Below are 24,310 nucleotides of genomic sequence, written 5' to 3'. Positions count from 1 at the left end.
GCGTAGCCGCCCCTCCCGACAGTTCCGCAGCCTGTGGATAACACCGCCCCGTTGCCCCGGCCGTGCCAGCATGGTCTCCAGCCCGCAGAGCTGCCGCTCCGAACGGCACGCTTCGGACGGGAGGGAAGAACCAGACCACGGGAGCAGACCATGCGGATCAATCCTGGAATTCACGTTCTCGAAGTTGCACCGGGGGCCCGGCAGCTGGGCATCGGCCCGGGGTCGCTGCTGCTGAGGAATCTCCAGGATGCCGACGTCGCTTTCCTGGCGGCGCTGCGCCAGGGCATTCCGGACGGGGCCGAACCCGAAGCGGCAGCAGGACTGTCCCTGCCTCCGGACCGCGCAGCCTCGCTGCTCCAGGTGCTGGGGCCGCTGCTTGTACCGCATGACGTAACGACAGACCCCGTTCCTTCCCTCCGGTCCGAGCGGCTGCTGCCCGATGCGCAGCGCCTTTCGTCCGCTTACCGGGCCAACGGCGAAGAATCGATCCGCCGGCGGGCGGCTGCCGCCGTGTCCGTTGACGGGCTGGGACGTGCCGGGGCCCTGCTGGCCCGGACCCTTGCCTCCGCGGGTATCGGAACCCTCTTGCTGACGGACCCGGCAGTGGTGTCCCCGGCAGATGTCGGGGCAGCCTACGCCATGACCGATATCGGAATGAACCGGGCGGCCGCCGTCAAAAGGCACCTGTTCCGGGTGGACCCTACTGTCCAGGTGCTGGAGATGTCCGCCGGCCGCGGACGGCAGGTGCCGGCGGCGGTGGACCTCGCGGTCACCGTTCGTACGGTGGGCGCCGTTCCCTGGGCCCCGGACCGGCAGCCGGACCCCGGTGACGGCAGTGTTCCCCGGCTGGTGCTGACCGCCCAGGAAGGCGGATGGGACATTGGTCCGTTGGTGGTCCCCGGACTCACTCCGTGCCTGGAATGCCTCGACCGCCACCGCGCAGACTCCGATCCGGGATGGTACGCCGCAGCCGGGGCCCTCGCAAAAGGCGGGGAGGAGTTCCCTGCCGGAATCCCGCCTGGTCCCGACGGCGAGGAAACCGCCGGATCGGTACTTGCAGCCGGCGCCGCAGCCATGGCGGCGCTGGTCTTTCTCGACGGGATTCATCAGCCGGCCGTGATCTCCGCGGTCCTGAGGCTGCGGGCCTCGGATGGCTACCCGCAGCTGAGGAAGCTGGACTACCACCCCGCCTGCGGCTGCAGGCTGCAGCGCAGGGGCAACCGGGTGGCCTAGCGGACGCGAGAGCCCGGAGCTACGCCCCGGTGCTCTCGGCCAGCACCTTCAGGACCGCCTCGCCGTAGCGTTCCAGCTTGGACGGCCCTACCCCGGGGAGGGTGGCCAGCCGGTTCAGGGACGGCGGCCGGTCTTCGGCAATGGCAACGAGGGTGGCATCGGTGAACACCACGAAGGCGGGAATGCCGGCTTCGGAGGCCGCTTCCCGGCGCCATTCGCGCAGGGCCTCAAAGGTGGCTTCCTCATACGTGACCGGACAGTCTCCGCAGCGTCCCATCTTGCGTTCGGCACCGGTATTGAGCAGGGCACCGCAGCTGCGGCATTTGGCCGGCCCGGTAACCTTGCGCCGGGTCTGCCGGGCCGGTCCTGCTGTCCGTCCGGCATCCCGCTCGGTCCGGGGGCGCAGTCCGTCCAGGAACCGTGACGGTTTCCGGTTGGCCCGCCCGCCGGGTGTCCGGGCCGTGGACCAGGACAGGGCGAGGTGCTCCCGGGCACGGGTAATGCCGACGTACAGCAGCCGTCGTTCCTCATCGACGGCTTCGGGGGTGTCGGCGAAGGAGATGGGCATAAGGCCTTCACTCAGCCCCACCAGGAACACGGCATCCCACTCCAGGCCTTTCGCCGAGTGCAGGGACGCGAGGGTGACTCCCTGGACCCGGGGGGCATGCTGGGCGGCCGCCCGTTCTTCCAGTTCGGCTACGAAGTCCTGCATGGTGAAGATGCTGTCCGGGTCCCGGGTCCGGGTCACCTGCAGTTCTTCGGCCAGGGCCACAAGCGCGGCCAGGGATTCCCACCGTTCGCGGGTGGCCCCGCCGCCGGCCGGTGCCTCAGCGGTGTAGCCCAGCGAGGCCAGAATGTCCCGGACCAGCTGCGGCACGGGTTCGTTGCCCACGGAGCGGGACGCGGCGCGCAGCTGCAGCACTGCGTCCCGGACTTCACGCCGGGCGAAGAACCGTTCGCCGCCGCGCAGCTGGTAGCCGATACCGGCCGAGGCCAGTGCCTGCTCGTAGGCCTGCGACTGCCCGTTGGTGCGGAACAGGACGGCAATCTCGCTGGCCTGCACGCCCTGTTCCATCAGGGCCTTGATGGAGGACGCCACGTGTGCGGCTTCCGCTTCGTCGTCGGCGCACTCCGTGAAGGTCGGCTCCGGACCCGCGGGCCGCTGGGCCACCAGTTCCAGCGGGGCCGGCCATGCCGGTGCCATCCGGTTCCGTTCCCCTTCAGCGGTACGGGCGGCAAGGATCCGGTTCGCCAGGCCGACCACCTGCGGGGTGGAACGGTAGTCGCGGACCAGCTTGACGACGTCGGCGTTCGGGAACCGTTTGGTGAACTCGAGCAGGTGCCGCGGCGTGGCGCCGGTGAAGGAGTAAATGGTCTGGCTGGAATCGCCCACCACGCACAGTTCGTCGCGGGACCCCAGCCACAGGTCCAGGAGCCGCTGCTGCAGCGGCGACACGTCCTGGTACTCGTCCACCACAAAGTGGCGGTACTGGTCCCGCACCATGGCGGCCACCCGCTCATCTTCCTGCAGGATGCCCACCATGATCAGCAGGACATCCTCGAAGTCGATGATGTTGCGGTCCACCTTCACGTCCTCGTAGGACTGGAAGATCCGCGTAACGGCAGTCAGGTCGAAACCCGCCGGGGGCTCGCGGTCGGCCGCTGCCTTCGCGTAGCTGTCCGGGGTCAGCATGGACACTTTTGCCCACTCTATTTCAGCGGCGACGTCGCGGATGGCAGCCCGGTCCGTCGACAGCCGGAGCCGGCGTGCCGCTTCGGCAATCAGCTGCGCCTTATGGTCCAGCAGTCCGGGCATGGCTCCGCCCACCGTGTGCGGCCAGAAGTACTGGAGCTGCTTCAACGCGGCGGCGTGGAAGGTCTTCGCCTGCACGCCGCCGGAGCCGAGGTCCCGCAGCCGGGTCCGCATTTCCGCTGCCGCCCGTGCCGTAAACGTCACCGCCAGCACCTGCTGCGGCTTGTAGACGCCGGTTGCCACCCCGTAGGCCATCCGGTGCGTGATGGCCCGGGTCTTGCCGGTACCGGCTCCCGCCAGGACGCAGAGCGGGCCGGTGAGGGTGGTGGCTACTGCGCGCTGCTCGTCGTCGAGCCCGGCCAGGATTCGTGCTTCGGGTGATTCACTGCTCATGCGCGGGCGTTGGCCTCCGGTTCGATAATGGGTCCGCCGTACCAGCGCTCGATCAGGTTCCGGGCGATGGAGATGGGCCCTGCAATGGTGATCTCGCCGCTCGAAACGGCATCGGCAAGCTCGGCGCGGCTGAACCAGCGGACGTCGGACATTTCCACGCCGTCGGCGCGGGCCTCGGCATTCACTGCCCGGGCCGTGTAGCCCAGCATGAGCGAACAGGGGAAGGGCCACGGCTGTGAACCGAGGTACTGCGGGTTGTGGACAACCACCCCCGATTCCTCGGCCACTTCGCGGATGACAGCGGCCTCGAGCGACTCGCCGGGTTCAACGAAGCCGGCGAGGGTGGAATACCTGTTTCCCTCCCACGCAGCGGCCGAACCGAGCAGGATGCGGTCCTCCTCGTCCACAACGGCGACGATGATGGCCGGATCCGTGCGCGGAAAGTGGGAGCTGCCGTCCTCGGGGCAGCGGCGGACCCATCCCCCCTGTTCCGGCACGGTCCGTGCCCCGCAGCGCGGGCAGTGGGTATGCACGGCATGCCAGTTGGCTATCGCGGCCGCCTCGACAAACAGTCCGGCATCCAGTGCGCCCAGGTGCGTGGCCGACTCCCGCAGGCTCACCCAGGCGGCGCCGTCGACGGCGAGCGCCGGATCGGGTTCCGGCAAGGTCACCAGCACGACGTCGGTTCCCTGCGGCACCTGCGCATCTTCAAGGGTCCGGCCCAGATAGACGGGAACATCGCCGAAACCCGCCGCCGGCGGGTCCGGGAGCACCAGGACACCGTCACGGACCAGCGCCCGGCCGCCGGCCAGGTACATCACGCGGGTTCCGGCGTCGGCGCGGATGGTGTCGAAAATATCGGGGGCCACGCGGCGGTCGGACCCCCGGTCCACGGCCGTCCGGGCCAGCGGTAATAAACCCAGGGGAGATACTTCTGCTGCCGGTGCCGGAATACTCATACCACCTACCGTACTGACTCCCTCCCCCCAAACTGTAGTTGGCCCCCTGCCCCGCGTCCGGCCTGAGGTTTTCCTCACGGTTTAGGCGACTCGCCGCCCGGCAATGGTTATTCGGAGCACATCAGCCCATACGGTTGAAGATGTGAAAAGGACCCCCATGGAATTGGCTGCAATGGCCAGCGCTGCCGTCCCAGGGCTGACCCCTACCGGCGTTGCCGGTTCCCCGGACGACGCCGCGGATTTTGACGCGGCGCTGCTGATTGACGACGCTGGCCGCAGGTGGCGCGTCCGGTCCCCCAAACACCTCGAGGCCAGCATGCGCCTGGAGACAGAGCTGCTGGTCCTGCGCACTTTCGTGCCTGCGGTCCGGGCCGAACTGCCGTTCGCCCTCCCGTATGTGGCAGGCACGGTCCGCCAGGGCGACCTGTGCACCTTTGTCTACTCGCACCTGCCCGGCGCCACCCGCAGCATTGACGCGCTGGTGACTGCCGGAAGTTCCGTGGCTGCGGAGATCGGACGGGCGATGGCCGCGATCCACGCCATCCCCCGCGAACTGGTGACTTCCGCGGACCTGCCCAGCTACAGCGCGAACGAGTTCCGTCAGCGGCGCCTGAACGAACTGGACCAGGCAGCCACCACCGGCAAGATCCCCTCCGTCCTGCTGCGGCGCTGGGAACACGCGCTCGAGGACGTTTCGCTCTGGCGGTTCAAGCCCACCGTGGTCCACGGCGACCTGCACGAAGACAACATTCTCCTCACCGGCGAACGGGTCAGCGCGGTCACCGGCTGGACCGATCTCCGGGTCGGTGACCCTGCGGATGATTTTGCCTGGCTGATCGCCGCCAACGATCCCCGCTTCACCGAGACCGTGCACGGTGCCTACCTGGCCGCCAGCAAGGATCCCGAAGACCCGCACCTGATCCGCCGCGCAGCACTGTCCGCGGAATTCGCCCTCGCGCAGTGGCTCGTCCGCGGTGTTGCCGCCGGGAACTCCACCATGGTGGACGAAGCCGTGGAGATGCTCGCCACCCTCGAGGAGGATGTCCGGGCACAGGAGGCATCCGACCGGAGTGAAGGCCTGGCGCGCGCCGCCGAGGCCAGGGTTACGGCCGCTTCCGCAGCCGAGCCGGCCGGCGCCACTGCCGCCAAGGTTACCGTTGTGCCGATCGCTCCGGACAAGGCGCCCGCGGCGGGCGCAAACGACGACTCCGCCCCGGACACCGACGGCGCCAGTGTGGCCGGTACCGATGCAGAGCCGGACAAGGAAGCCGATACCGGCACCTCCACGGCAACCGGCACCGATGAACCCGGCGGGAAAACAGGAACCGAACCGGGTGAAGCCGAAGCCGCGGACCCGGAGGCTGACGCCGGGAACCATCCGGAAACCGGCACTGAACCTGACAGGGACAGTGCTTCCGGAACCGCGGACGGCGACGACGGACAACCCGACAAGAGTCAGCCGGATACCGCGACGACCGCCCTCCCGCTGGCTCCGGTCCCGGACAAGTAGCCGCCCTCCGGCACACTCCAGTGCCCCGCCGATTTTATCGGCGGGGCACTTTTCTTTTGGCAGCTATTGCGCCGACCCCCCATTCCCCCTTAGGTTAGTTACATCAGTAATTAACCAAGGAAGTAGCGAACCGGAACCCCGGCCCCCGGGGAAAGCCATAGGAGCCCCTTTGATAGATGACAGCAGGCCGATCTTCCAGCAGATCGCCGAACGCGTCGAAGGCGACATCCTTGACGAAACCCTCAAGGAGGAAAGCCAGGTGCCTTCCACCAATGAGTTCGCAGCCTTCTACCGGATCAACCCGGCAACGGCGGCCAAGGGCATCAACGTCCTCGTAGATGAGGGAATCCTCTATAAGCGCAGGGGCATCGGCATGTTCGTGGCACCCGGGGCCAGGGAAGCCGTCCTCAAGAAGAGGCGGGAACAGTTCTACGAGCAGTACGTCCGTCCGCTGACAATCGAAGCACGGAAGCTGGGTATTGACGGCACCCAGCTCGCCGGATTGATTCAGCGCAGCACCGTCGACACCGAAGGGAGCATGGCGCCATGACTGCCGGCACCACGAACGTGATAGAAACCCGGAACCTCACGCGCCGTTACCGGGACCAGCTAGCGCTCGACAACGTGACCCTGGACATCGCCGGCGGCCGCATTTACGGGCTGCTCGGACGCAACGGGGCAGGCAAGACAACCCTGATGTCCATCCTCACGGCCCAGGGCTTTGAGTCTTCCGGGGAGGTGCGGGTCTTCGGGGAACACCCCTTCGAGAATGACCGGGTGCTGAGCCGGATGTGCTTTGTCCGCGAATCGCAGAAGTACCCGGATGATTTCACCGCTGCCAACGCCTTCGCCTCGGCCGGACTCCTCTATCCGAACTGGGATGCCGGCTTCGCGGCCTCGCTGGCGGAGGAATTCCATCTCCCGGTCAATCGGCGGTTGAAGAAGCTTTCCCGCGGCCAGCTTTCCGCCGTCGGAGTGGTTCTCGGACTGGCATCGCGGGCGGAAATAACCTTCTTTGACGAGCCCTACCTGGGGCTCGACGCCGTGGCGCGGCAGATTTTCTATGACCGGCTGGTCGAAGACTTTGCAGAGCATCCGCGCACCATCGTGCTTTCCTCGCATCTGATCGACGAGGTCGCCCTTCTCCTGGAGCATGTGATCGTGATTGATAACGGCAGGATTGTCCTGGATGACGACGCAGAGAACATCAGGGGCAGTGCCATCACCGTCACCGGCGCTGCGGACGTCGTCGAGGCCTTCGTCGCCGGCTATCCGGTGCTGCACCGCGAATCCCTGGGGTCCCTGGCCTCGGTCACTGTGGAGTACCGGCTGGACGACGCCGGGCGACGGGAAGCCGCCGAGCTTGGGCTGCAGGTGGCACCTGTATCCCTGCAGCAATTCATTGTCCGCAAGACGCTGCATACTGACGGCGTAAAGAAGCCGTCCGGTGCTGCAGCAACAGAGGGCCTGGAGGCGTTCCGATGAACCGTGCAATAGCCGTCGCGAGAATGCAACTGACCAATAAATGGATCTACCTGTGGATTCCGCTGATCATCCTGGTCTTCTCCACGCTGGTATCACTGGCAATCTTCGCCCTGATCCCAGGTGACGCCTCGAACATCATTTCGGGTTCCGGGCAGGCCGTCATGTGGTACTTCTTCGCCCTGGGAATCCAGGCCATGACCCTGCTCTTCCCCTTCTCGCAGGCCCTCAGCGTCAGCCGGCGTGCTTTCTACATCGGCACCATCGGGTTGTTCTCCTTGGTCGCCCTGGCCCTCGCGGTCCTCTATTGGGTGCTGGGCCTGGTGGAACAGGCGACCGACGGCTGGGGCATGAAGGGCGCCATCTTCGCCATCCCGTGGATTGCCGAGGGAGCCTGGTACACCCAGATTCTCTTCTACTTCTCCGTCACCATCCTGCTGTTCCTGCTGGGCTTCTGGAGTTCGACCATTTACAAGCGGTGGCGCACGGTCGGGCTGACGGCGGCACTGGTAGGTATCGGCGCGGTACTCCTGGGGGTCATCGCAATGATCACCTGGCGGGATGCCTGGCCCTCCGTCGGCGCGTGGCTGGTGGAGCTCACGCCGCTGTCGCTGGCCGGCTGGGTGCTTGCCGCCGGCGCGCTGCTTGCCCTCACGTCCTACGCCACCCTGCGGCGTGCCGTTCCCTGATCTTCCCCGGCCGGTTCAGCCAGCCGAACCCCGTCCACCGCATCAGTAGCCGGCGGACGGGGTTTTTGCTGCCTCCCGGATGATCTCCTCGAGTTCGTCTTCGCCGGCCAGGTTGAACGGCCGGACCAGTTTGTCGGCCGCCACGTAATAGAAGGCAGCCCGCACCTGCTCCAGCGGCACCCCTTTGAGCCGGGCCCATGCCAGCCGGTAGACGGCGAGCTGCACGGACCGCACATCCAGCTTCTGCGAGGACGGCGGGGCGCCCGTCTTCCAGTCGATAAGGTCCCAGGTGCCGTCCGCGTCCTGGAACACGGCGTCAATGCGGCCACGGACGACGACGGTGTCCACCTTTGTTTCCACCGGCACCTCGATGAAGGCCGGCGTCCGCTGGGCCCAGTCAGAGGCCTCGAACGTGGCAATCATGTCCTCCAGCTGATAGGCCTCATCCACATAGGCGTCCGCGGCCCCGGGGTATTCATCGATGTCCAGCATGCCGCTGGACCCGAAGAATTCCTCGACCCAGGCGTGGAAGGCGGTGCCCTTGCGGGCGGCCATGCCCGGCTGCCGCGGCACGGGTCGGCGGAGCTGCCGGGTGACTTCCGCCGGGTTGTCCTTCAGATCCACCAGCATGGACGCCGAAATGTGGGCGGGCAGTTCCACCTGCACCACTTCGTTCGGCGGACGGTGCCGGGCCAGCACCAGTTCCGTTTCACGGCTCCAGCGCCCGGATGCCGGGTCCGTCTCCGTGTCCGGGGCAGGGCCCAGGTCCTCGCGTTCCGGATCCGGCGCATCCTCCCCGGTTCCTCCCTGGGTCCGGGCCTTGGCCGCCCGGCTGCCGGCCGATTCCAGCACGGCTTCCGCTGCAGCCTCCATGGCCTGCCGGCGCGGTCCGAGCGGATCGACCGGCCAGAGTGCCCGCTCCGCTTCGGCGTTGGCCGGGTTCTCGGTTCCCTCGTCTTCGGGCAGCACCCAGTGCAGGAGCCGGTAGCCCGAAGCCCCCGACTGCTCCAGGTCGTAGAGGTCCTGCAGGTAGCGCGACACTGCCAGCGGCTTGGACCGTCCCCCGCCCCAGGCGGAGGAGGTGCAGACCAGCACGGACTTCGCCCGGGTAAACGCCACATACGCGAGCCGGCGTTCCTCGCGTTCCGCGTGGCCCTTGGCATCTTCACTGAAGAGTTTTTCACTCTCCAGCCAGGACTTCTGATCCACTTGTTCCCAGTCCCATTGCGGCAGATCCAGGCTGTCGCCGCGAAGGGTCCACGGGATGGCGGCGTCTCCGCTGCTCCAGCGGGAATCCTTGTCGCTCGGGAAGGAGGCTTCGTTCAGGCCCGGCACCGCCACGATGTCCCATTCCAGGCCTTTGGAGGCGTGGACCGTCAGGAGCTGGACGGCTTCCCGGCTCGGCTCCAGGGGTGTCACCGGCAGCCCGTTTTCCTCGGCATTGGCAGCTTCCAGCCAGGCGAGGAATGCGGCCAGATCCACCCGTTCGGCCGACGAGCTGAAGGTGGCTGCGGCGTCGATAAAGGCGTCCAGGTTCCGCCGGGACTCATGCAGGGTGACGCCGGGTTTGGCGGCAACCTCGATGTCGAGCAGGATCCGGCGTTCCACTTCCCCGATCAGGGTGGTCAGGTCCTCCCCGACGAAACCGCGCAGGTCCCGCAGCTCGTTCCGCAGCTGGGTCAGGCGCCGCAGGCCTTCCTCGGAGAGGGACCGGCCTGCGTTGGACACCCAGCCGGGACGCGGCAGGGAGTCCACGGCCTCCACGAGGCTGCCTGCCTCCACCAGGTCCGCCTCCACCACCAGGTCCGGGCCTTCGTCCGGGCCGTGGATATCAGCTGCGTCGGCAACCCGGACGGCCCGTTCACGGACACGGACCAGGTGCCGGGACCAGTCCGCAAGCGCCATGAGGTCCGCCGGCCCAATCCGCCAGCGTGCTCCTGCCAGGATCCGCAGCATCGAATCGGAACGCCCGGGGTCACCGAGGACACGCAGGACGGCAAGCAGGTCCACCACTTCCGGGGTGGACAGCAGTCCGCCCAGCCCGACAATCTGGACCGGAATTCCGCGCAGCTCCAGTTCCTTGCGGATGGCTTCGAACTGCTTGCGCCCCCGGCACAGGACGGCCACGGTGGGCCGCACGGGCTGGTTACGCTCATCGCGTTCGAAAGCGCGGCTCCGGTGGAAGGCGATCTGCTCGGCGACGGCCTCGGCTTCCCCGAGGATCCGTTCCGGGGTGCCTTTGCCGGCTTCCACCGAGACGTCGCACAGGTACCGGCCCAGGTACACCTCGCCCACGGGGGCCTGGGGTTTGGCCTGCAGGGCGGGCACGTGCGGCAGGCGCTGGTGCTTGAGCCACGGGGCCGCCCCGTTCAGCGGCCTTGAGACGGTGTTGGCCGCTGCCAGGACGGAGGTGGAATTCCGCCAGGCCACGGACAGGTTGGCCAGCGGCGCCAGCTCCCGGCCGGTGTCGGTGAAGAGCGGGAATTTCTCCCGGAACGTGCCCAGCTGGCCCGCCGAGGCCCCCCGGAATCCGTAGATGGACTGGTGCGGGTCACCCACGGCGGTAACGGAGCGGCCGTCGCCGAACAGGTTGGAAAAGAGCACCATTTGGGCGTGGGAGGTGTCCTGGAACTCGTCCAGGAGCACCACCTTGTACTTGGCGCGTTCCATTTCCACGGCTTCGGGGATGGTGGCGGCAATCCGGGCAGCCAGTTCCACGAGGTCGCCGAAGTCCAGCTGCCGGCGCTCGGCCTTGGCCTGCCGGTAGGCTTCCACCAGTTCGGTCACGGAGATGCGCGTCCGCAGCCGGTTGATCAGCTTCCGCGCGGCCTGGGTGGGTTCCTTCGGTTTGCCGAACTGGTACGGCAGCGCCGAGACGGCGGCCACCTGGGTTTCGAGCTCGGCGCGTACTTCGGCGGGGGTCCGCAGGTGCTCGGAGCACTCGCCGGCCATCTGCAGCACCGCCCCGACCAGAGTGGATTTCGCTGCGGTGAAGTGTTCGTAGTCCCCGGAATAGGCCTCCACCACTTCGTTGGCCAGCTGCCAGGACTGCGCGCCGCCGAGCATCACGGAATCGCGTTCGACGCCGATGCGCAGGCCGTAGTCGTTGACGATCCCGTTGGCGTAGGAATGGTAGGTGGAAACACTCGGTTCCATCCGTTCCCCGCCGACGGCGGTGTCCGCGTCCGCCGTTCCGCCGGGTCCGGCGTCGAGCTGGGAGTACAGGAGATTCAGCCGCGCGCGGATGCGGGAGGCCAGTTCCCCGGCTGCCTTCCGGGTGAAGGTGACCCCGAGGATCTGTTCCGGCCGGACCAGTTCGTTGGCCACCAGCCAGACCACCCGGTCCGCCATGGTCTTGGTCTTACCCGACCCGGCACCGGCAATGACCAGCAGGGGTTCGAGGGGACCTTCGATGATCCCGGCCTGGTCATCGGTGGGGTACTGCACCGGAGTATGGGGATCGGTGTGCAGCAGTTCCGCCAGTTCCCGGGCGGAGTACTTCGGGACGGGCGCCGGTTCGGGCAGCTCCCCCGGTACCGTGACGGGCGCACTCACTCGGTGACCTGCTTTCCTTCAGCACAAATGGGACAGATTTCGGGCAGCCGGCAGCCGTTGCCGCCGAAACCGCTGCGGCCCGGGTCGTGGACCGTCTCGAAGAACGCGGCAGACATCAGGGCGGCCGCGTCGCGGACCATGTCCCGCGCCGTGGTGTCCCCGGGATCCAGCGCTGGCTGTTCCTGGACGGAAACACCCTTATTCGTGGTGCCCAGCTGCACCAGGGCGGCTCCGCCGGGTATTGGCTTGGCGTCCGGCAGTGCGCCTTCACGCACGGCCTCCTGGTAGGCGGCGAGCTGCGGATGTCCCTGCAGGTCATCCTTCTTCGGTGCGGACTTGCCGGTCTTCAAGTCCACGATGAACAGCCGGCCGTCCGCGTCGATTTCCAGCCGGTCGATCTGTCCGCGCAGCAGGGCGGTGCGGACGGCGCCGTCGATTTCCACCGGCAGCTCCACCTCGAAGTCCTTTTCGACCGCCACGAGGGACCGGCCGCTGCGGCGCATGGTGATGACGTATTCGGCCAGCTTGCGGACCATGGTTTCGGCCCGCTGGTAGTCCATCTGCCCCTCCCAGTTGTCCTTCATGCCCAGGGACGGCCAGCGTTTCTGCAGTTCCTGCACGTACTCGCTGCCGGCGGCGTCGGGCATGTCCTGCGCAATGGCATGCACCAGCGTGCCCAGCGACCGGGCGAAGTCAGTGGCCTGCTCCCCGCCCGCAGCGGAGACGAACCAGCTCAGGGGCGACTTCAGCACGGCGTCGACCTTGGAGGGCGACACCGGGATCCGCGCATCCGGGGGCAGGATGGGAGCGGTGGTGGACAGCGGAGCAAGCCCCCACCACTGTGCCGGGTGGGCTCCCGGGACCGGAACCGGATGGTTCACCATGGTGCCCAGGTGGTGGACGGCTTCGGCAGCCAGCTCGGGGTCTTCCCCCGGCTGCTGGGCATAACGCCGCAGTTCCGCCACCAGCGAGCGCAGTGTGTGCGGACGCAGCACCTCGGTTCGCTGGCGTTTTTCCGCCCCGGGCTCCAGCGGATCCACCAGGTCCAGGAAGGCCGAGGGCTGTTCGTCTTCGGAGGAAACAGCCGTGCAGATCAGCACTTCGCGGGCCCGGGAGATGGCCGTGGAGAAGCTGCGCAGCTCGTCGAAACGGATGGACTGCATCAAGGTCAACGGGCTGCGGTGGGCCCGGAAATTGTCCCCGTGCTCCACTGCCGCGACCAGCTCGCCGCTGCCCAGCAGCTCACCGCGCAGGCGCAGGTTGGGCCACACATCCTGCTGGATGCCGGCAACGATGACCATCGGCCACTCGCGGCCGGCGGCGCTGGCCGGGGTGAGCAGCTCCACTGCCTCGCGGCGCTGGGCACGCGCGGCCAGGGTATCCATGGGCAGTTCGGAACTGGTCAGGTAGTCCAGGAACTGCGCCGGGGTGGAGCCGGGCAGCTGATCGACGTACCGTTCGGCGGTCTGGAAAAGGGCCATGATCGCGTCCAGGTCCCGGTCCGCGCGGGAGGCACCCGGACCGCCGGCGAGGGCCGTCTCCGCCCACCGCTTGGACCAGCCGGAGACCGACCACAGGGCCCACAGGACCGTCTCCGCCGTGGCACCGGGCTCCCGGGCAGCGGCCCGGCCGGCGGCGAGCATGGCGGAGATGCGCTGGGCGGCCGGGCGCGCGTCCCAGCTCAGGCCAGCCAGCGCCCTCCCGGACTCCGACTCGGGATCCAGCAGCGATTCCACCAGCAGTGCGTCACTGGTGCGTCCGCCGCCGGCACTGAGCTCTTCCCGTCGCAGTGCCTGCCGCAGCCGGCGCAGTTCCAGCGTGCTCGCGCCGCCGATGCGGGAGGTCAGCAGGGACACGGCCAGCTCGGGAGTCAGCAGGGCCGGGTCCAGCACGACGGCGAACGCGTCCAGCAGGGGGCGGACCGCGGCTTCATCGCGGACCGCCCGCTCGGCGACGGGGACCTTGACCTCGATCCCCTGCCCGGTGAGGTATCGCTGGAGGGAAGCCAGCTGCGCGCCGGTCCGGACGATGACTGCAATATCCTCGAGCGAACGGCCCTGAAGCAGCTGGGCTTCCAGGATCCGCTGGGCCACATACCGCTGCTCATGCATGGGGGTGTCCACAACGTGGGCCTCGGCCGTGCCCGCTGCCTCCGGAGCGTCGGGGGCCTCGGGGTCCGTCTCCGGTGCCGTACCGTCTGCCGGGGCCCGTCCGATGAACCGGGCATCGGCCACGGCCGTGCGGTAGGACGGGAGCGAGGCGACCACGGAAATCCGTGAGGCCGTCCGGGTCCAGGCTCCGGCCAGCGAACCGGACAGCCGATGCGAGGTGGTCAGGACGCGGGTCTGGAAGCGGCCGTCAAAATGCCCGCCCAGCCGGCCCACCAGGTCCGGGCGGGCTCCGCGGAAGCCCTGCACCACGGTGTCGGGGCAGGCGGCGGCGATGGAGTCCCCGGTGCCGGCCAGCAGTGCGTACAGGCTGTGGATGGCCGGGTTGGCTTCCTGCAGGTCGTCCACCAGCACCAGTTGCTGGCGTTCCCGTTCGGCGGCCAGGAACTCCGGATCCGAGTGCAGGATGTTCAGTGCCGAGGTGATGATGCCTGCCGGGTCGAAGGACTCGGGCATGCGCAGGTCCAGGACGTCCCGGTATTCGGCGTAGAGATCTGCTGCGGCCGCCCAGTCCGGGCGGCCGTGCCGCTGTCCCAGGTCCCGCAGTTCCTCGGCGGAGATGCCGTATTCAATGACGCGGTCGAAGAGCTGGCGGATTTCCTGCCGGAAGCCGCGGGTGCCCAGGGCCAGGCCCAGGCTGTCCGGCCAGGGCAGTTCCGGCACCCCCTGCTGGCCGTGCCCGGCCAGCAGCTCCTTGATGATGACGTCCTGTTCGGCGCCGGAGAGCAATTTGGGTGCCCGCGTGAGGTAGGGCAGGCGGCCTTCGGTCTTGGCGCGCCGGATGAGGTCGAAGGCGTAGGAGGCCCAAGTGCGGGCGGGCGCGGTGCTGAGGGTTCCCTGCAGCCGTGCCGAGAGCGCGTCACGCAGGCCCGCGGCGGCCAGCCGCGAAGGGGCCAGCATCAGCAGGTGGGACGGATCCAGACCGTCGCGTTCAATGCGCGCGACGGCGGCTTCCACCAGGACGGTCGACTTGCCGGTTCCGGGAGCTCCGAGGACGAGGACGGGACCGCTGCCCGTGGGCAGGTCCACCACGGCCTGCTGGTCCGGGCTGAGCCGGGGCGCGGACGAGGCGCCGGCGGCCGGTCCTACGAGTTGGAGTTCAACGCTCATGGTTCCACTTCATCATGTCCCTCTGACATTCCTGATATCGGCCCCGGCACGCGGTTGCCGTTCCGTGGCCCCGGCGGATTACGGGCCTGCCGCAGGGAGTCCCGCAACTCATCGCGCAGGCTGTCCAGACGGCACCAGTCCGCCTCGTCGGGCTGCCACCGCGCCGCTTCCATCAGCACCCGGTAGCCTGCGCCGTCGTCGTCCGCCGTCCCGCGCACCGGCGTGCCCTCGAGGCGGTAGTGTTTCCAGGCCTGCCCCTCGTGGCAGCGGGGAGGCTGCCCCGAGGACCGCAGGACCCGCCACCAGCACACCTCGGAGCCGCGGGCGGACAGCACCGCACCCACCTGGCGCGGACCGCCGGCGTCGAGCAGTTCGGCAATGTCGCCGTAAGCGAGCACGCGTCCGGAAGGTATGAGATCGGCCACAGCCAGTACCGCGTCGGCGTAGTCCCTGCGCATATCCAGCAGGGTACCGACGCCGCGGGCCCGCCCGCCAATCCCGGGATTGTCACCGCCCGCGGATAGGTTTGTTGCATGAACAGCTGGCATCAACTTCCCCGGGCGGCCTTTGATCTGGAAACCACGGGACGGGATCCGCAGACCGCTCGGATCGTCACCGCATCCATCATCCTGGTCAACGGCCGGGGCGAAACCCTGCAGCACCATGAATGGCTGGCCTGCCCGGAAATCCCGATCCCCGACGAGGCGGCAGCCATCCACGGCATCAGCAATGAACGCGCCCAGGCAGAAGGAGGGGATCCGGCCGCCGTCACTGCCGAGGTGGCCGAGGTCCTGGCCGGCATGTTCGCCGCAGGCATTCCCGTCCTGGCGTTCAACGCCTGCTATGACTTCACGGTGCTGGCCCGCGAATGCGAGCGCTTCGGCCTGGCGGTTCCCCACCCGGTACCCGTGATCGATCCGTACATCCTGGATAAGCAGGTGGACCGGTACCGCCGCGGCAAGCGCACCCTTACCGCCATGGCCGAGCATTACGGCGTCGGCTTCGAGAACGCGCACACGTCGGCCGCCGACGTCGCGGCCACCCTGGACGTGGCAGCAGTCATGGCGGAAAAGTATCCCGAACTGCAGTGCGATGCCCGTACCCTGCACGACTCCCAGGTCAGCTGGGCCGCCGCCCAGGCCGCCAGCTTCCAGGAATACCTCCGGCGCCGGGACCCGGAGGCCGTCATTGACGGCAGCTGGCCGTTCCGTGCCGCGCCGGACCGCCAGCCCGGATCCGTCCTGGATCCTGCCTGAGGCCTTCCCGGGCTCCGGCCGCGTTCCTCCTTCACAGGCTGTCACTTTGGCCGGGGCGCCGCGGCCGCCATGCGATACTGGTAACTGTGTTTGGCGCTGATGGCGCCCCAGGCGTACCCGCGCGCAGTGAACGCGCGTGACGTCTCGCGCCACGAGATTGGCAGGCACCCTCCGTACGGCCGGCGTCCCGGCACGGCACTGAACCGTGCCCCGTTTCCCATGCCCCGGTCCGGCCATTCAACGCATATGACGAGGACGAATGATCACAGTTACCGACCTTCGCAAGGTCTACCGGCAGGGCGACCGCACGGTCACTGCACTGGACGGCGTCAGCCTCAGCGTGCCCAAGGGGTCCATCCACGGAATCATCGGCCACTCCGGTGCCGGAAAGTCCACCCTGGTCCGCTGCCTGACCCTGCTGGACCGGCCGACGTCGGGCTCGGTCACCATCGACGGCCGTGAACTCACCGCCGTCAAGGACTCTGAAATCCGTGCCGCCCGGCGCCGGATCGGCATGGTGTTCCAGCACGCGAACCTCATGGACTCGCGAACTGCGGCTGCCAACATTGCGCATCCGCTGGAACTGGTCGGTACCAAGAAGAGCGTCATCGAGGCCCGGGTGAAGGAACTGCTGGCCCTCGTGGGCCTCGAGGGCAGCGCCGGAGCCTACCCGGCCCAGCTTTCCGGCGGACAGAAGCAGCGCGTGGGCATCGCCCGGGCACTGGCAACGGACCCCGACGTGCTGCTGTGCGATGAACCCACCTCGGCCCTGGACCCCGGCACCACGGACGACATCCTGGACCTGATCTCCGATCTCACCCGCCGCCTGGACCTGACCGTCCTGATCATCACGCATGAGATGAACGTGGTGAAGCGGATCTGCGATTCGGTGTCCCTGCTGGAAGCCGGACGGGTGGTGGAACACGGTCCCCTGCGCGAGGTGGCCTCGGACCTGCGCGGCCGGCTGGCCAAACAGCTGATCCCGCTGCCCGCCACGCCGCCGTCGCCCGGCGGACCGGTCCTGGAACTGCTGTTCACCGGCCAGACCACGTCCGACCCGGTGCTTTCCGCCCTCACCCGCCGGTTCAACACCGACGTCAACGTCCTCGCCGGCAGTGTCGAACTGCTGGCCGGCACCCGCTTCGGACGGCTGCGCATCCAGTTGGACACGCACACCGACATGACCGCCGTCCATGAATACCTCGCCCTCCAGGGCGTCACCGTGGAGGTGGCAGCATGAATTTCCTGACCGGACTCTTCGACAACCCCGGGATCACCAAGGCCCTTCCCGAGGCCGTGGTGGAAACCCTCCAGATGGTCGGCATTTCCGGCTTCTTCACCCTGCTGATCGGCCTCCCGCTGGGAATCTTCCTGCACACCAGTGCACCCGGCGGGCTGCGCCCGCTGCGCGTGACCAACCGGATTGTCAGCGACATCATCGTCAACATCACCCGGTCGGTGCCCTTCGCCATCCTGGCCGTCACCCTGATCCCGCTGGCCCGGATCATCACCGGGACGTCCATCGGCCCGGTGGCCGCCTCGGTGTCCCTGAGCATCGCGACCATCCCGTTCTTCGCCCGCCTGGTCGAAAACGCGCTCCGGGACGTTTCCGGCGGCAAGATCGACGCCGCGCTGGTGATGGGCTCCACCAAGATGCAGGTGGTCACCAAGGTCCTGCTGCGCGAAGCCATGCCCGGCCTGGTGGCCGCGCTGACCACCACGCTGGTCACCCTGGTGGGCTACTCCGCCATGGCCGGCATCATCGGCGGCGGCGGCCTGGGCCGGCTGGCCTACAACTACGGCGTGCAGCGCTTTGACACCCAGGTCATGGTGGTCACGATCGTGATCATTGTGGCACTGGTGCAGATCATCCAGCTCGTGGGCGACTTCGCGTCCCGCCGCGTCGACCACCGGTCCGCCGCCGGCAGCGGCCGCCGGCGCCGCCCGGCCGCGGCAGCCGCGGAGACCGCCGCTGCAGCCGGACCCTCCGCCGCGCCGTCCGCCCGCCCCGCCGAACGGGACGATGCCACGGTCTAACTCCAGTTTTCCGGCGCCGGGGCCTGCCCCCCGCCGGACCTGCAGCCAGTAGCCGCTAGCTGCACCCCACCCGACCAGCGGAGTTCCGCCTCGGGTTACCCGAAAGGAACGCATTCGATGCGTAAAGCACTTACCCTCGTTGCCACCGGTGTGGCCACGGCTCTGGCGCTGACGGCTTGTGGTGGATCCGATTCCACCCCCAGCGCCGTGGAGAGCCTTGACCCCGCAGCCCCGGTAACCCTGACCGTGGGCGCGAGCCCCACCCCGCACGCCCGGATCCTCGAGTTCGTCCGCGACAACCTCGCCGAGGACGCCGGTCTGACGCTCGAGATCCAGGAGTTCGACGACTATGTCACGCCGAACATTTCCCTGAACGACGGCGACAGCGACGTTAACTACTACCAGCACCTGCCGTACTTGGAGTCCCAGATGGAGTCCCAGGGCTACGACTTCGAGCACGGTGCCGGCATCCACGTGGAGCCCTACGCCGCGTTCTCCGAAAAGCACGACGACGTCTCCTCCATCCAGGACGGCGCACGGGTGATGGTCACCAACGACCCGTCGAACCAGGCCCGTGCCCTGAAGATGCTCGAAGGCGAAGGCCTCGTGAAGGACATCGCCGACGATTCCTCGGTCCTCACCCTCACGGACGAACAGAACCCGAAGAACCTGGACTTCCAGGAGAACCAGCCTGAACTGCTGGTCAACGACCTCAGCGACCCGACGGTTGACCTGGCCATCATCAACGGCAACTACATCCTCGAAGCCGGGCTGAGCACCGACGACGCTTTGGTCGTGGAATCCGTCGAGGACAACCCGTACGCCAACTTCCTGGTCTGGAAGACCGGCAACAAGGACGCCCGGATCGACAAGCTGGAGGAGCTGCTGCACTCCCCCGAGACCAAGGCCTTCATTGAAGAGACCTGGCCCAACGGCGATGTGACCGCTGCGTTCTAGCCGGAACGGAACAAGCCCCGCACCTTCGCAGGTGCGGGGCTTGTTTTTTATCATCCCGGACCGGGTCCGCCCCCTCTCCGGAGCGGTACCATTCTGCGGTCGGGAAGCGGTACGGTCAGGAAGGGGCCGGGAAGATGACTGCAGCAGTCCACACCCAAAAACTCACGAAACGGTACGGTTCCGTATCGGCTGTCCAGTCGTTGGACCTGACGGTCGAAACGGGAACCGTCTACGGGCTGATCGGGCCCAACGGCTCCGGAAAGACCACCACCCTGCGGATGCTGCTGGACATTATCCGCCCGACGTCCGGCTCCGCGGTGGTCCTTGGGAGCACGCCGCGGGACGGCGGGCCGGAGCTGCGCCGCCGCATCGGCTATGTGCCGGGCGACCTGCGGCTTGGCGACCGGACCCGCGGAACCACGCTGCTGCAGCACTTCGCCGATATCGGCGCGCCGGTGCCCAAAGCACGGATCATGTCCCTCGCCGAACGGCTGGCCGTTGACCTGTCCCGCCCGGCCAGGAGCCTCTCCAAGGGAAACCGGCAGAAGCTCGGACTGATCCTGGCGTTTATGCATGAGCCTGAACTGCTGATCCTCGATGAGCCGACCAGCGGCCTGGACCGCTGGTCCAGCGCGAATTCCTGGCGATGGTGCGCGAGGCCCGGGATGAAGGGCGGACAGTCCTGCTCAGCTCCCACGTCCTGAGCGAAATCCAGCAGGCAGCGGACATGGTGGCCGTCCTGTCGCAGGGCCGGGTCGTAGCGGAAGGGGATGTCGCCTCCCTGCGGATCAACCGCATCCGCAGAATCCAGGCTTCCGTCACCGGTGCCGACCCTGCCCGGCTGCAGGGTGAGCTGGAACGCACCGGTTTTCGTGGCTCCGTGGCCGCGCAGTCCGGAACCGTGCACCTGGACGGCACCGTCGAAGGCGCCATCAATCCGTTCGTGAAGGTGCTGGCAGCCTATTCCGTCGCGGACCTCATCGCGGAGGAACCCGACCTGGAGGAATCCGTGCTGAGCCTGTACAGCGCCCCGCACAAGGCACCGGAAACGCCGGGCGGCCGGGCCGGCGGCACCCGTGCCGCCGTCGGACAGGGAGTACTGCAATGACCGCCGCGGCCGCCGTTATCCATCCCCGTCCGGCACCGGTCTTCCGCCGGGCCGTGGTGGACAGCTGGCGCTCCACCGCGGGGTGGAGCCTGGTACTCGCCGCCGCACTGTTCCTCTACCTTCCGCTGTACCGGTCGATGAGCAGTGAAAACATGCGCAGCCTGATCAACGGCCTGCCGCCCGAACTGGGCTATGCCGACATCGCTTCCGGTCCCGGCTATGTCCAGGCCACCTTTTTCGGCCTGCTCGGTTTCGTGTTCATGACGGTGGCGGCCGTTTCCTGGGGTTCGGCGGCCATCGGCGGCGCCGAGGAATCCGGCCGCCTGGAGATGGTCCTGTCCCGCGGGGTGGGCCGGGGGCAGTACGTCCTGGAATCTGCCCTGGGGCTATTCGCCCGGCTGCTCTGGCTCGCGGTCTTTACGGGGTTCCTGATCCTGCTGCTCAATGGCCCGTCCCGCCTGGGTCTGGACCCGGGAAACGTAGCCGCTGAGGAGGCAGCATGGCTGGGCCTGGGCTTCCTTACCGGTGCCGCCAGCCTGGCTGCAGGCGCGCTGACCGGGCGGCGTACCGCCGCCCTGGGTGCCGGTGCGGCAGTGGCCGCGTACGGGTTCGTGCTTAACGCCCTGGCTAACCAGGACGCTGATCTGGGCTGGCTGCGGAACATCTCGCCCTACTCCTGGGCCTACCGGCACACGCCCCTGGTGCAGGGAGCGGACTGGACCGGCCTGGCCCTGCTGGCCGGGACGGGCCTGGTCTTTACGTTCGTTGCGCTCTTTTCCCTCCGCCGCCGCGACATCCTGGGCTGAGGACCCCCAAATGCAGCAGCGGCCGGGTCCCGTTCGGGAACCCGGCCGCTGGCACTGCCGTTAGGGCACTGCCGTTACGGCTGGGCCGCGGCGGCGGCCTTCGCAGCCGCCGGCAGCGCCTCGTAGATCCGGTTCATCGCGGCGTCATCGTGCGCGCCGGAGAGGAACCAGGCTTCGAAGACCGACGGCGGCAAGTACACGCCGGCCTCCAGCATGGAGTGGAAGAACGGCTTGTAGCGGAAGGCTTCCTGCGCCTGGGCCTGCTCGTAGTTGTGCACGCCGGTAGCGGAGGTGCCGAACGCGACGCTGAACAGGCTGCCGGCGCGCTGGATGCTGTGGTCCACGCCGGCGTTCTCCAGTTCAGCGGACACGGCGGCGGAGAGCTCGGCCGAACGTGCGTCGATGGTGGCGTAGACCTCGGCGGTGGCAGCCTTCAGCGTAGCCACCCCGGCGGCCATGGCGATGGGGTTACCGGAGAGCGTTCCGGCCTGGTAGACCGGGCCCAGCGGCGCCAGGTAATCCATCACGTCCGCGCGGCCGCCAAGCGCGGCTACGGGCATGCCCCCGCCGATGACCTTTCCGAAGGTGAACAGATCCGGCGTCCAGCCTTCCTTGGCACCGGTCAGCCCCCAGTAGCCGGCAGGGCCGGTGCGGAACCCGGTGAGCACCTCGTCGAGGATCAGCAGGGCACCATGCGAGGCGGTGATCCGGGACAGGGCGGCGTTGAAGCCCTCGTCCGGGGTCACTACGCCCATGTTGGCCGGTGCGGCCTCGGTGATGACCGCGGCAATGTTCGCACCGTGTTCGGCGAACGCCTTTTCCACGGCGGCAATGTCGTTGTACGGCAGCACCAGGGTTTCGGCGGCGGTCGCTTCGGTGACGCCGGCCGAGCCGGGCAGGGCCAGGGTGGCCAGGCCTGAGCCGGCGGAGGCCAGCAGCCCGTCCAGGTGGCCGTGGTAGCAGCCGGCGAACTTGATGACCAGGTTCCGTCCGGTGAAGCCGCGGGCCAGCCGGATGGCGGTCATGGTGGCTTCGGTGCCGGTGGAGACCATGCGCAGGCGCTTCACGCCGGACACGCGGTCCATCACCAGCTGTGCCAGCTCGGCTTCGGCCGGGGTGGAGGCACCGAAGGACAACCCGTTGTCCACGGCAGCGTGCACGGCGGCGAGGACGTCCGGGTGGGAGTGGCCCACCAGGGCCGGCCCCCAGGAGCAGACCAGGTCCACGTAGTCGCGGCCCTCGGAGTCCGTGATGTACGGGCCCTTGGCGGAGACCATGAACTTCGGCGTGCCGCCGACGGAGCCGAAGGCCCGGACCGGGGAGTTCACGCCGCCGGGCATCAGGGCCCGCGCGCGGTCAAAGAGTGCTTCGTTGGAAGACGGTGAGACAGGTGAGGACATTACTTGCTTTCCTTCAGCCAGGCCGCCAGCTCGGTGGCCCAGTAGGTGAGAATCATGTTCGCGCCGGCCCGCTTGATGCCCAGCACGGACTCTTCGATGGCCCGGCGTCGGTCAATCCAGCCGTTGGCGGCGGCAGCTTCAATCATCGCGTACTCACCGGAGATCTGGTAAGCGCCCACCGGCACCGGGGACATGGCCGCAACGTCGGCCAGCACGTCCAGGTAGCTCATGGCCGGCTTGACCATCACCATGTCCGCACCTTCTTCGAGGTCCAGTTCGACCTCGAGGAGTGCCTCGCGGCGGTTCGAGGCGTCCATCTGGTAGGTCCTGCGGTCGCCCTTCAGCTGCGAGTCCACGGCTTCGCGGAAGGGGCCGTAGAACGCCGAGGCGTACTTCGCCGCGTAGGCGAACAGGGACACGTCGGTGAACCCGGCAGTGTCGAGGGCGTGGCGGATGACGGCGATCTGCCCGTCCATCATGCCGGACGGGCCCAGCACGTGGGCGCCGGCACGGGCCTGCTCCACGGCCATCCGGCCATAGATTTCCAGCGTGGCGTCATTGTCCACGACGCCGTTGTCATCCAGGACACCGCAGTGGCCGTGGTCGGTGAATTCGTCCAGGCAGACGTCGCTCATGATGACGAGCTCGTCCCCCACCTCCTCGCGGACCGCTGCGATGCCGCGGTTGAGGATGCCGTTGGGGTCGGTGCCGGCGCTGCCCACGGCATCACGCTCGGCGGGAATGCCGAAGAGCATAATGCCCCCGATACCCAGCTCGGCCGCTTCAGCGGCCGCCTTCTTCAGGCTGTCCATGGTGTGCTGGACGACGCCGGGCATGGAGGTGAGCGGGTTGGGCTCGGTGATGCCCTCGCGGACAAAGGCCGGAAGGATCAGCTCGGCGGGATCCAGGCGGAACTCTGCGGTAAGCCGCCGCATGGCGGGGGTGGTGCGGAGGCGGCGGGGGCGGTGCTGGGGGAAGCTCATGGAGGTAATTCTGCCTTCCGGTAAAAATGGGGAACTAGGAAGTAGGACCCGTAGACATAGCAACGGCGAGTGCCTGCGCTATTCCCTCCGGGGTTGGCTGCTTCGCCACGGCGTCCGGTCCCGCACCCAGCTCGTGCATCCGCGCCGCCGTGCTGTCTCCGATCGCCACCAGCAGCGTTCCGGATGGGAGCGGCGTGCAGCGCCGGATGAACCTGCGGGCGATGCTGGGGGATGTGAGGACGACGGCGCGGCGTCCCGCGGGTGCCGATGCGACAAACGTTTCCGGATCCAGCAGCCCTCCCCCGGTAACCTCCGGGGTGAAGCGCAGGCCGGTCGCCGGGTAGTCGACGGTGCAGTACGCGGTTACCGCGCGGACTTCCCACCCCTGGGAGGTCAGTGCCTCATACAGGGAGGGGTCGGCGATATCTGCCTGCGGCAGCAGCACCCGCAGGTCGCCGCCTTCCGGATCAGTGCCGGAGGGATCCGGCCAGGAGGCCGCCAGGCCCCGGGCCGACTGGTCGGTGTCCGGCAGGAAATCGATATCGAAGCCGATCTCCTCCAATGCCTGCCGGGTTCCCGTGCCGACCGCCGCGATCCGGGTATCCGCCGGCACCAGGGTGTCGGGTCGGATGCCCAGGGCTACGCAGCGGCGGGTCACGGCGCGCACGGTGGTGACACTGGTGAACACCACCCAGGCGAAACGCCCGGCCTTCAGGGTATTCAGGGCGCGGTCCAGCACGGCGGTGTCCGCGGGGAACTGGAAGTCGATCAGGGGCATCAATGTCACCGACGCCCCGCAGTCCTGCAGCACCCGGACCATCGCCGAAGCGCGGTCCGGGGTGCGTGCAAGGACAACGTTCAGTCCGGCGAGGTCCGGACCATCGTCTGTGGCCGCCATCTCAGCAGCTCCG

At 68.1% G+C, this 24,310-nt stretch carries 19 protein-coding genes and 1 pseudogene; 12 read left to right on the top strand and 8 right to left on the bottom strand.

All coding sequences use genetic code 11. The features are described 5' to 3' along the window. Window positions 1-150: 150 nt before the first annotated feature. Complete coding sequence (locus AC5RT8_RS13345; RefSeq protein WP_494096181.1) at window positions 151-1,233, top strand: ThiF family adenylyltransferase; 1,083 nt, start codon at window positions 151-153, stop codon at window positions 1,231-1,233. Window positions 1,234-1,252: 19 nt separating this feature from the next. Here the strand turns inward: AC5RT8_RS13345 and AC5RT8_RS13340 are convergent, their stop codons facing one another. Next, entirely contained in the window at window positions 1,253-3,379 is a 2,127-nt protein-coding gene (locus AC5RT8_RS13340) for an ATP-dependent DNA helicase UvrD2 (RefSeq protein WP_494096180.1), read from the bottom strand. Then, window positions 3,376-4,338 carry an NAD(+) diphosphatase gene (gene nudC, locus AC5RT8_RS13335; protein WP_494096179.1) on the bottom strand — a complete coding sequence of 321 codons (963 nt, stop codon included), beginning with the start codon at window positions 4,336-4,338 and terminating at the stop codon, window positions 3,376-3,378. Before nudC ends, AC5RT8_RS13340 begins: the two co-directional genes overlap by 4 nt. A gap of 157 nt (window positions 4,339-4,495) precedes the next feature. Here nudC and AC5RT8_RS13330 point away from each other — a divergent pair, with 157 nt between their 5' ends. The 4 genes from AC5RT8_RS13330 to AC5RT8_RS13315 all read left to right on the top strand — a co-directional run bounded on the left by AC5RT8_RS13330 (window position 4,496) and on the right by AC5RT8_RS13315 (window position 8,019). Then, window positions 4,496-5,848, top strand: a complete 1,353-nt coding sequence (locus AC5RT8_RS13330; RefSeq protein WP_494096178.1) for a phosphotransferase — start codon at window positions 4,496-4,498, stop codon at window positions 5,846-5,848. Between the two features lie 169 nt (window positions 5,849-6,017). Beyond that, window positions 6,018-6,398, top strand: a complete 381-nt coding sequence (locus AC5RT8_RS13325; protein WP_494096177.1) for a GntR family transcriptional regulator — start codon at window positions 6,018-6,020, stop codon at window positions 6,396-6,398. Next, window positions 6,395-7,333 carry an ABC transporter ATP-binding protein gene (locus AC5RT8_RS13320; protein WP_494096176.1) on the top strand — a complete coding sequence of 313 codons (939 nt, stop codon included), beginning with the start codon at window positions 6,395-6,397 and terminating at the stop codon, window positions 7,331-7,333. The genes AC5RT8_RS13325 and AC5RT8_RS13320 overlap by 4 nt, the downstream gene beginning before the upstream one ends. Next, complete coding sequence (locus AC5RT8_RS13315) at window positions 7,330-8,019, top strand: hypothetical protein (RefSeq protein ID WP_494096175.1); 690 nt, start codon at window positions 7,330-7,332, stop codon at window positions 8,017-8,019. Before AC5RT8_RS13320 ends, AC5RT8_RS13315 begins: the two co-directional genes overlap by 4 nt. Before the next feature lie 42 nt (window positions 8,020-8,061). Here the strand turns inward: AC5RT8_RS13315 and AC5RT8_RS13310 are convergent, their stop codons facing one another. Genes AC5RT8_RS13310 through AC5RT8_RS13300 form a run of 3 tightly spaced genes read right to left on the bottom strand, consistent with a single transcriptional unit; the run spans window position 8,062 to window position 15,310 of the window. Then, window positions 8,062-11,574: an ATP-dependent helicase gene (locus AC5RT8_RS13310; protein WP_494096174.1), complete on the bottom strand. Its 3,513-nt coding sequence runs from the start codon at window positions 11,572-11,574 to the stop codon at window positions 8,062-8,064. Next, entirely contained in the window at window positions 11,571-14,852 is a 3,282-nt protein-coding gene (locus AC5RT8_RS13305) for an ATP-dependent helicase (protein ID WP_494096173.1), read from the bottom strand. Before AC5RT8_RS13305 ends, AC5RT8_RS13310 begins: the two co-directional genes overlap by 4 nt. Then, entirely contained in the window at window positions 14,849-15,310 is a 462-nt protein-coding gene (locus tag AC5RT8_RS13300) for an MGMT family protein (RefSeq protein WP_494096172.1), read from the bottom strand. Before AC5RT8_RS13300 ends, AC5RT8_RS13305 begins: the two co-directional genes overlap by 4 nt. A gap of 75 nt (window positions 15,311-15,385) precedes the next feature. Between AC5RT8_RS13300 and AC5RT8_RS13295 the strand changes: the two genes are divergently transcribed. The 7 genes and pseudogenes from AC5RT8_RS13295 to AC5RT8_RS13265 all read left to right on the top strand — a co-directional run bounded on the left by AC5RT8_RS13295 (window position 15,386) and on the right by AC5RT8_RS13265 (window position 21,016). Next, entirely contained in the window at window positions 15,386-16,108 is a 723-nt protein-coding gene (locus AC5RT8_RS13295; RefSeq protein ID WP_494096171.1) for a 3'-5' exonuclease, read from the top strand. Window positions 16,109-16,367: 259 nt separating this feature from the next. Further along, window positions 16,368-17,348: a methionine ABC transporter ATP-binding protein gene (locus tag AC5RT8_RS13290; protein ID WP_494096170.1), complete on the top strand. Its 981-nt coding sequence runs from the start codon at window positions 16,368-16,370 to the stop codon at window positions 17,346-17,348. Beyond that, a pseudogene (locus AC5RT8_RS13285) lies at window positions 17,345-18,022 on the top strand (methionine ABC transporter permease); the annotation flags it as partial. The gene AC5RT8_RS13290 and the pseudogene AC5RT8_RS13285, both read left to right, overlap by 4 nt. Window positions 18,023-18,262: 240 nt before the next feature. Then, window positions 18,263-19,102, top strand: coding sequence for a MetQ/NlpA family ABC transporter substrate-binding protein (locus tag AC5RT8_RS13280; protein WP_494096169.1), 840 nt, complete (start codon window positions 18,263-18,265; stop codon window positions 19,100-19,102). Window positions 19,103-19,236: 134 nt separating this feature from the next. Beyond that, window positions 19,237-19,806 (top strand): ABC transporter ATP-binding protein, encoded by a 570-nt coding sequence (locus tag AC5RT8_RS13275; RefSeq protein ID WP_494096168.1) that lies wholly within the window; start codon window positions 19,237-19,239, stop codon window positions 19,804-19,806. After that, the gene (locus tag AC5RT8_RS13270; RefSeq protein WP_494096167.1) at window positions 19,749-20,210 is read left to right on the top strand and encodes a hypothetical protein; all 462 of its coding nucleotides are present in this window, start codon (window positions 19,749-19,751) and stop codon (window positions 20,208-20,210) included. Before AC5RT8_RS13275 ends, AC5RT8_RS13270 begins: the two co-directional genes overlap by 58 nt. Continuing rightward, window positions 20,207-21,016 (top strand): ABC transporter permease subunit, encoded by an 810-nt coding sequence (locus AC5RT8_RS13265; RefSeq protein WP_494096166.1) that lies wholly within the window; start codon window positions 20,207-20,209, stop codon window positions 21,014-21,016. The genes AC5RT8_RS13270 and AC5RT8_RS13265 overlap by 4 nt, the downstream gene beginning before the upstream one ends. A gap of 74 nt (window positions 21,017-21,090) precedes the next feature. Here AC5RT8_RS13265 and hemL read toward each other — a convergent pair whose 3' ends face one another. The 3 genes from hemL to AC5RT8_RS13250 are packed head-to-tail and all read right to left on the bottom strand — an operon-like array spanning window position 21,091 to window position 24,297. Continuing rightward, window positions 21,091-22,416, bottom strand: coding sequence for a glutamate-1-semialdehyde 2,1-aminomutase (gene hemL, locus AC5RT8_RS13260; RefSeq protein ID WP_494096165.1), 1,326 nt, complete (start codon window positions 22,414-22,416; stop codon window positions 21,091-21,093). Further along, window positions 22,416-23,399, bottom strand: coding sequence for a porphobilinogen synthase (gene hemB, locus AC5RT8_RS13255; RefSeq protein ID WP_494096164.1), 984 nt, complete (start codon window positions 23,397-23,399; stop codon window positions 22,416-22,418). Before hemB ends, hemL begins: the two co-directional genes overlap by 1 nt. Window positions 23,400-23,433: 34 nt before the next feature. Then, window positions 23,434-24,297, bottom strand: coding sequence for a uroporphyrinogen-III synthase (locus AC5RT8_RS13250; protein WP_494096163.1), 864 nt, complete (start codon window positions 24,295-24,297; stop codon window positions 23,434-23,436). Window positions 24,298-24,310 lie beyond the last annotated feature (13 nt).

The organism is Arthrobacter sp. Ms25 (assembly GCF_059090365.1).
This window is presented reverse-complemented; position numbering and strand designations above follow the sequence as displayed.

Excerpts from the sequence above, each read along its gene's own strand:
- AC5RT8_RS13345 (WP_494096181.1), top strand. The coding sequence starts at position 151 with ATGCGGATCAATCCTGGAATTCACGTTCTCGAAGTTGCACCGGGGGCC.
- AC5RT8_RS13340 (WP_494096180.1), bottom strand. The coding sequence starts at position 3,379 with ATGAGCAGTGAATCACCCGAAGCACGAATCCTGGCCGGGCTCGACGAC.
- nudC (WP_494096179.1), bottom strand. The coding sequence starts at position 4,338 with ATGAGTATTCCGGCACCGGCAGCAGAAGTATCTCCCCTGGGTTTATTA.
- AC5RT8_RS13330 (WP_494096178.1), top strand. The coding sequence starts at position 4,496 with ATGGAATTGGCTGCAATGGCCAGCGCTGCCGTCCCAGGGCTGACCCCT.
- AC5RT8_RS13320 (WP_494096176.1), top strand. The coding sequence starts at position 6,395 with ATGACTGCCGGCACCACGAACGTGATAGAAACCCGGAACCTCACGCGC.
- AC5RT8_RS13315 (WP_494096175.1), top strand. The coding sequence starts at position 7,330 with ATGAACCGTGCAATAGCCGTCGCGAGAATGCAACTGACCAATAAATGG.
- AC5RT8_RS13305 (WP_494096173.1), bottom strand. The coding sequence starts at position 14,852 with ATGAGCGTTGAACTCCAACTCGTAGGACCGGCCGCCGGCGCCTCGTCC.
- AC5RT8_RS13300 (WP_494096172.1), bottom strand. The coding sequence starts at position 15,310 with ATGCGCAGGGACTACGCCGACGCGGTACTGGCTGTGGCCGATCTCATA.
- AC5RT8_RS13295 (WP_494096171.1), top strand. The coding sequence starts at position 15,386 with ATGAACAGCTGGCATCAACTTCCCCGGGCGGCCTTTGATCTGGAAACC.
- AC5RT8_RS13290 (WP_494096170.1), top strand. The coding sequence starts at position 16,368 with ATGATCACAGTTACCGACCTTCGCAAGGTCTACCGGCAGGGCGACCGC.
- AC5RT8_RS13280 (WP_494096169.1), top strand. The coding sequence starts at position 18,263 with ATGCGTAAAGCACTTACCCTCGTTGCCACCGGTGTGGCCACGGCTCTG.
- AC5RT8_RS13275 (WP_494096168.1), top strand. The coding sequence starts at position 19,237 with ATGACTGCAGCAGTCCACACCCAAAAACTCACGAAACGGTACGGTTCC.
- AC5RT8_RS13270 (WP_494096167.1), top strand. The coding sequence starts at position 19,749 with ATGGTGCGCGAGGCCCGGGATGAAGGGCGGACAGTCCTGCTCAGCTCC.
- AC5RT8_RS13265 (WP_494096166.1), top strand. The coding sequence starts at position 20,207 with ATGACCGCCGCGGCCGCCGTTATCCATCCCCGTCCGGCACCGGTCTTC.
- hemL (WP_494096165.1), bottom strand. The coding sequence starts at position 22,416 with ATGTCCTCACCTGTCTCACCGTCTTCCAACGAAGCACTCTTTGACCGC.
- hemB (WP_494096164.1), bottom strand. The coding sequence starts at position 23,399 with ATGAGCTTCCCCCAGCACCGCCCCCGCCGCCTCCGCACCACCCCCGCC.
- AC5RT8_RS13250 (WP_494096163.1), bottom strand. The coding sequence starts at position 24,297 with ATGGCGGCCACAGACGATGGTCCGGACCTCGCCGGACTGAACGTTGTC.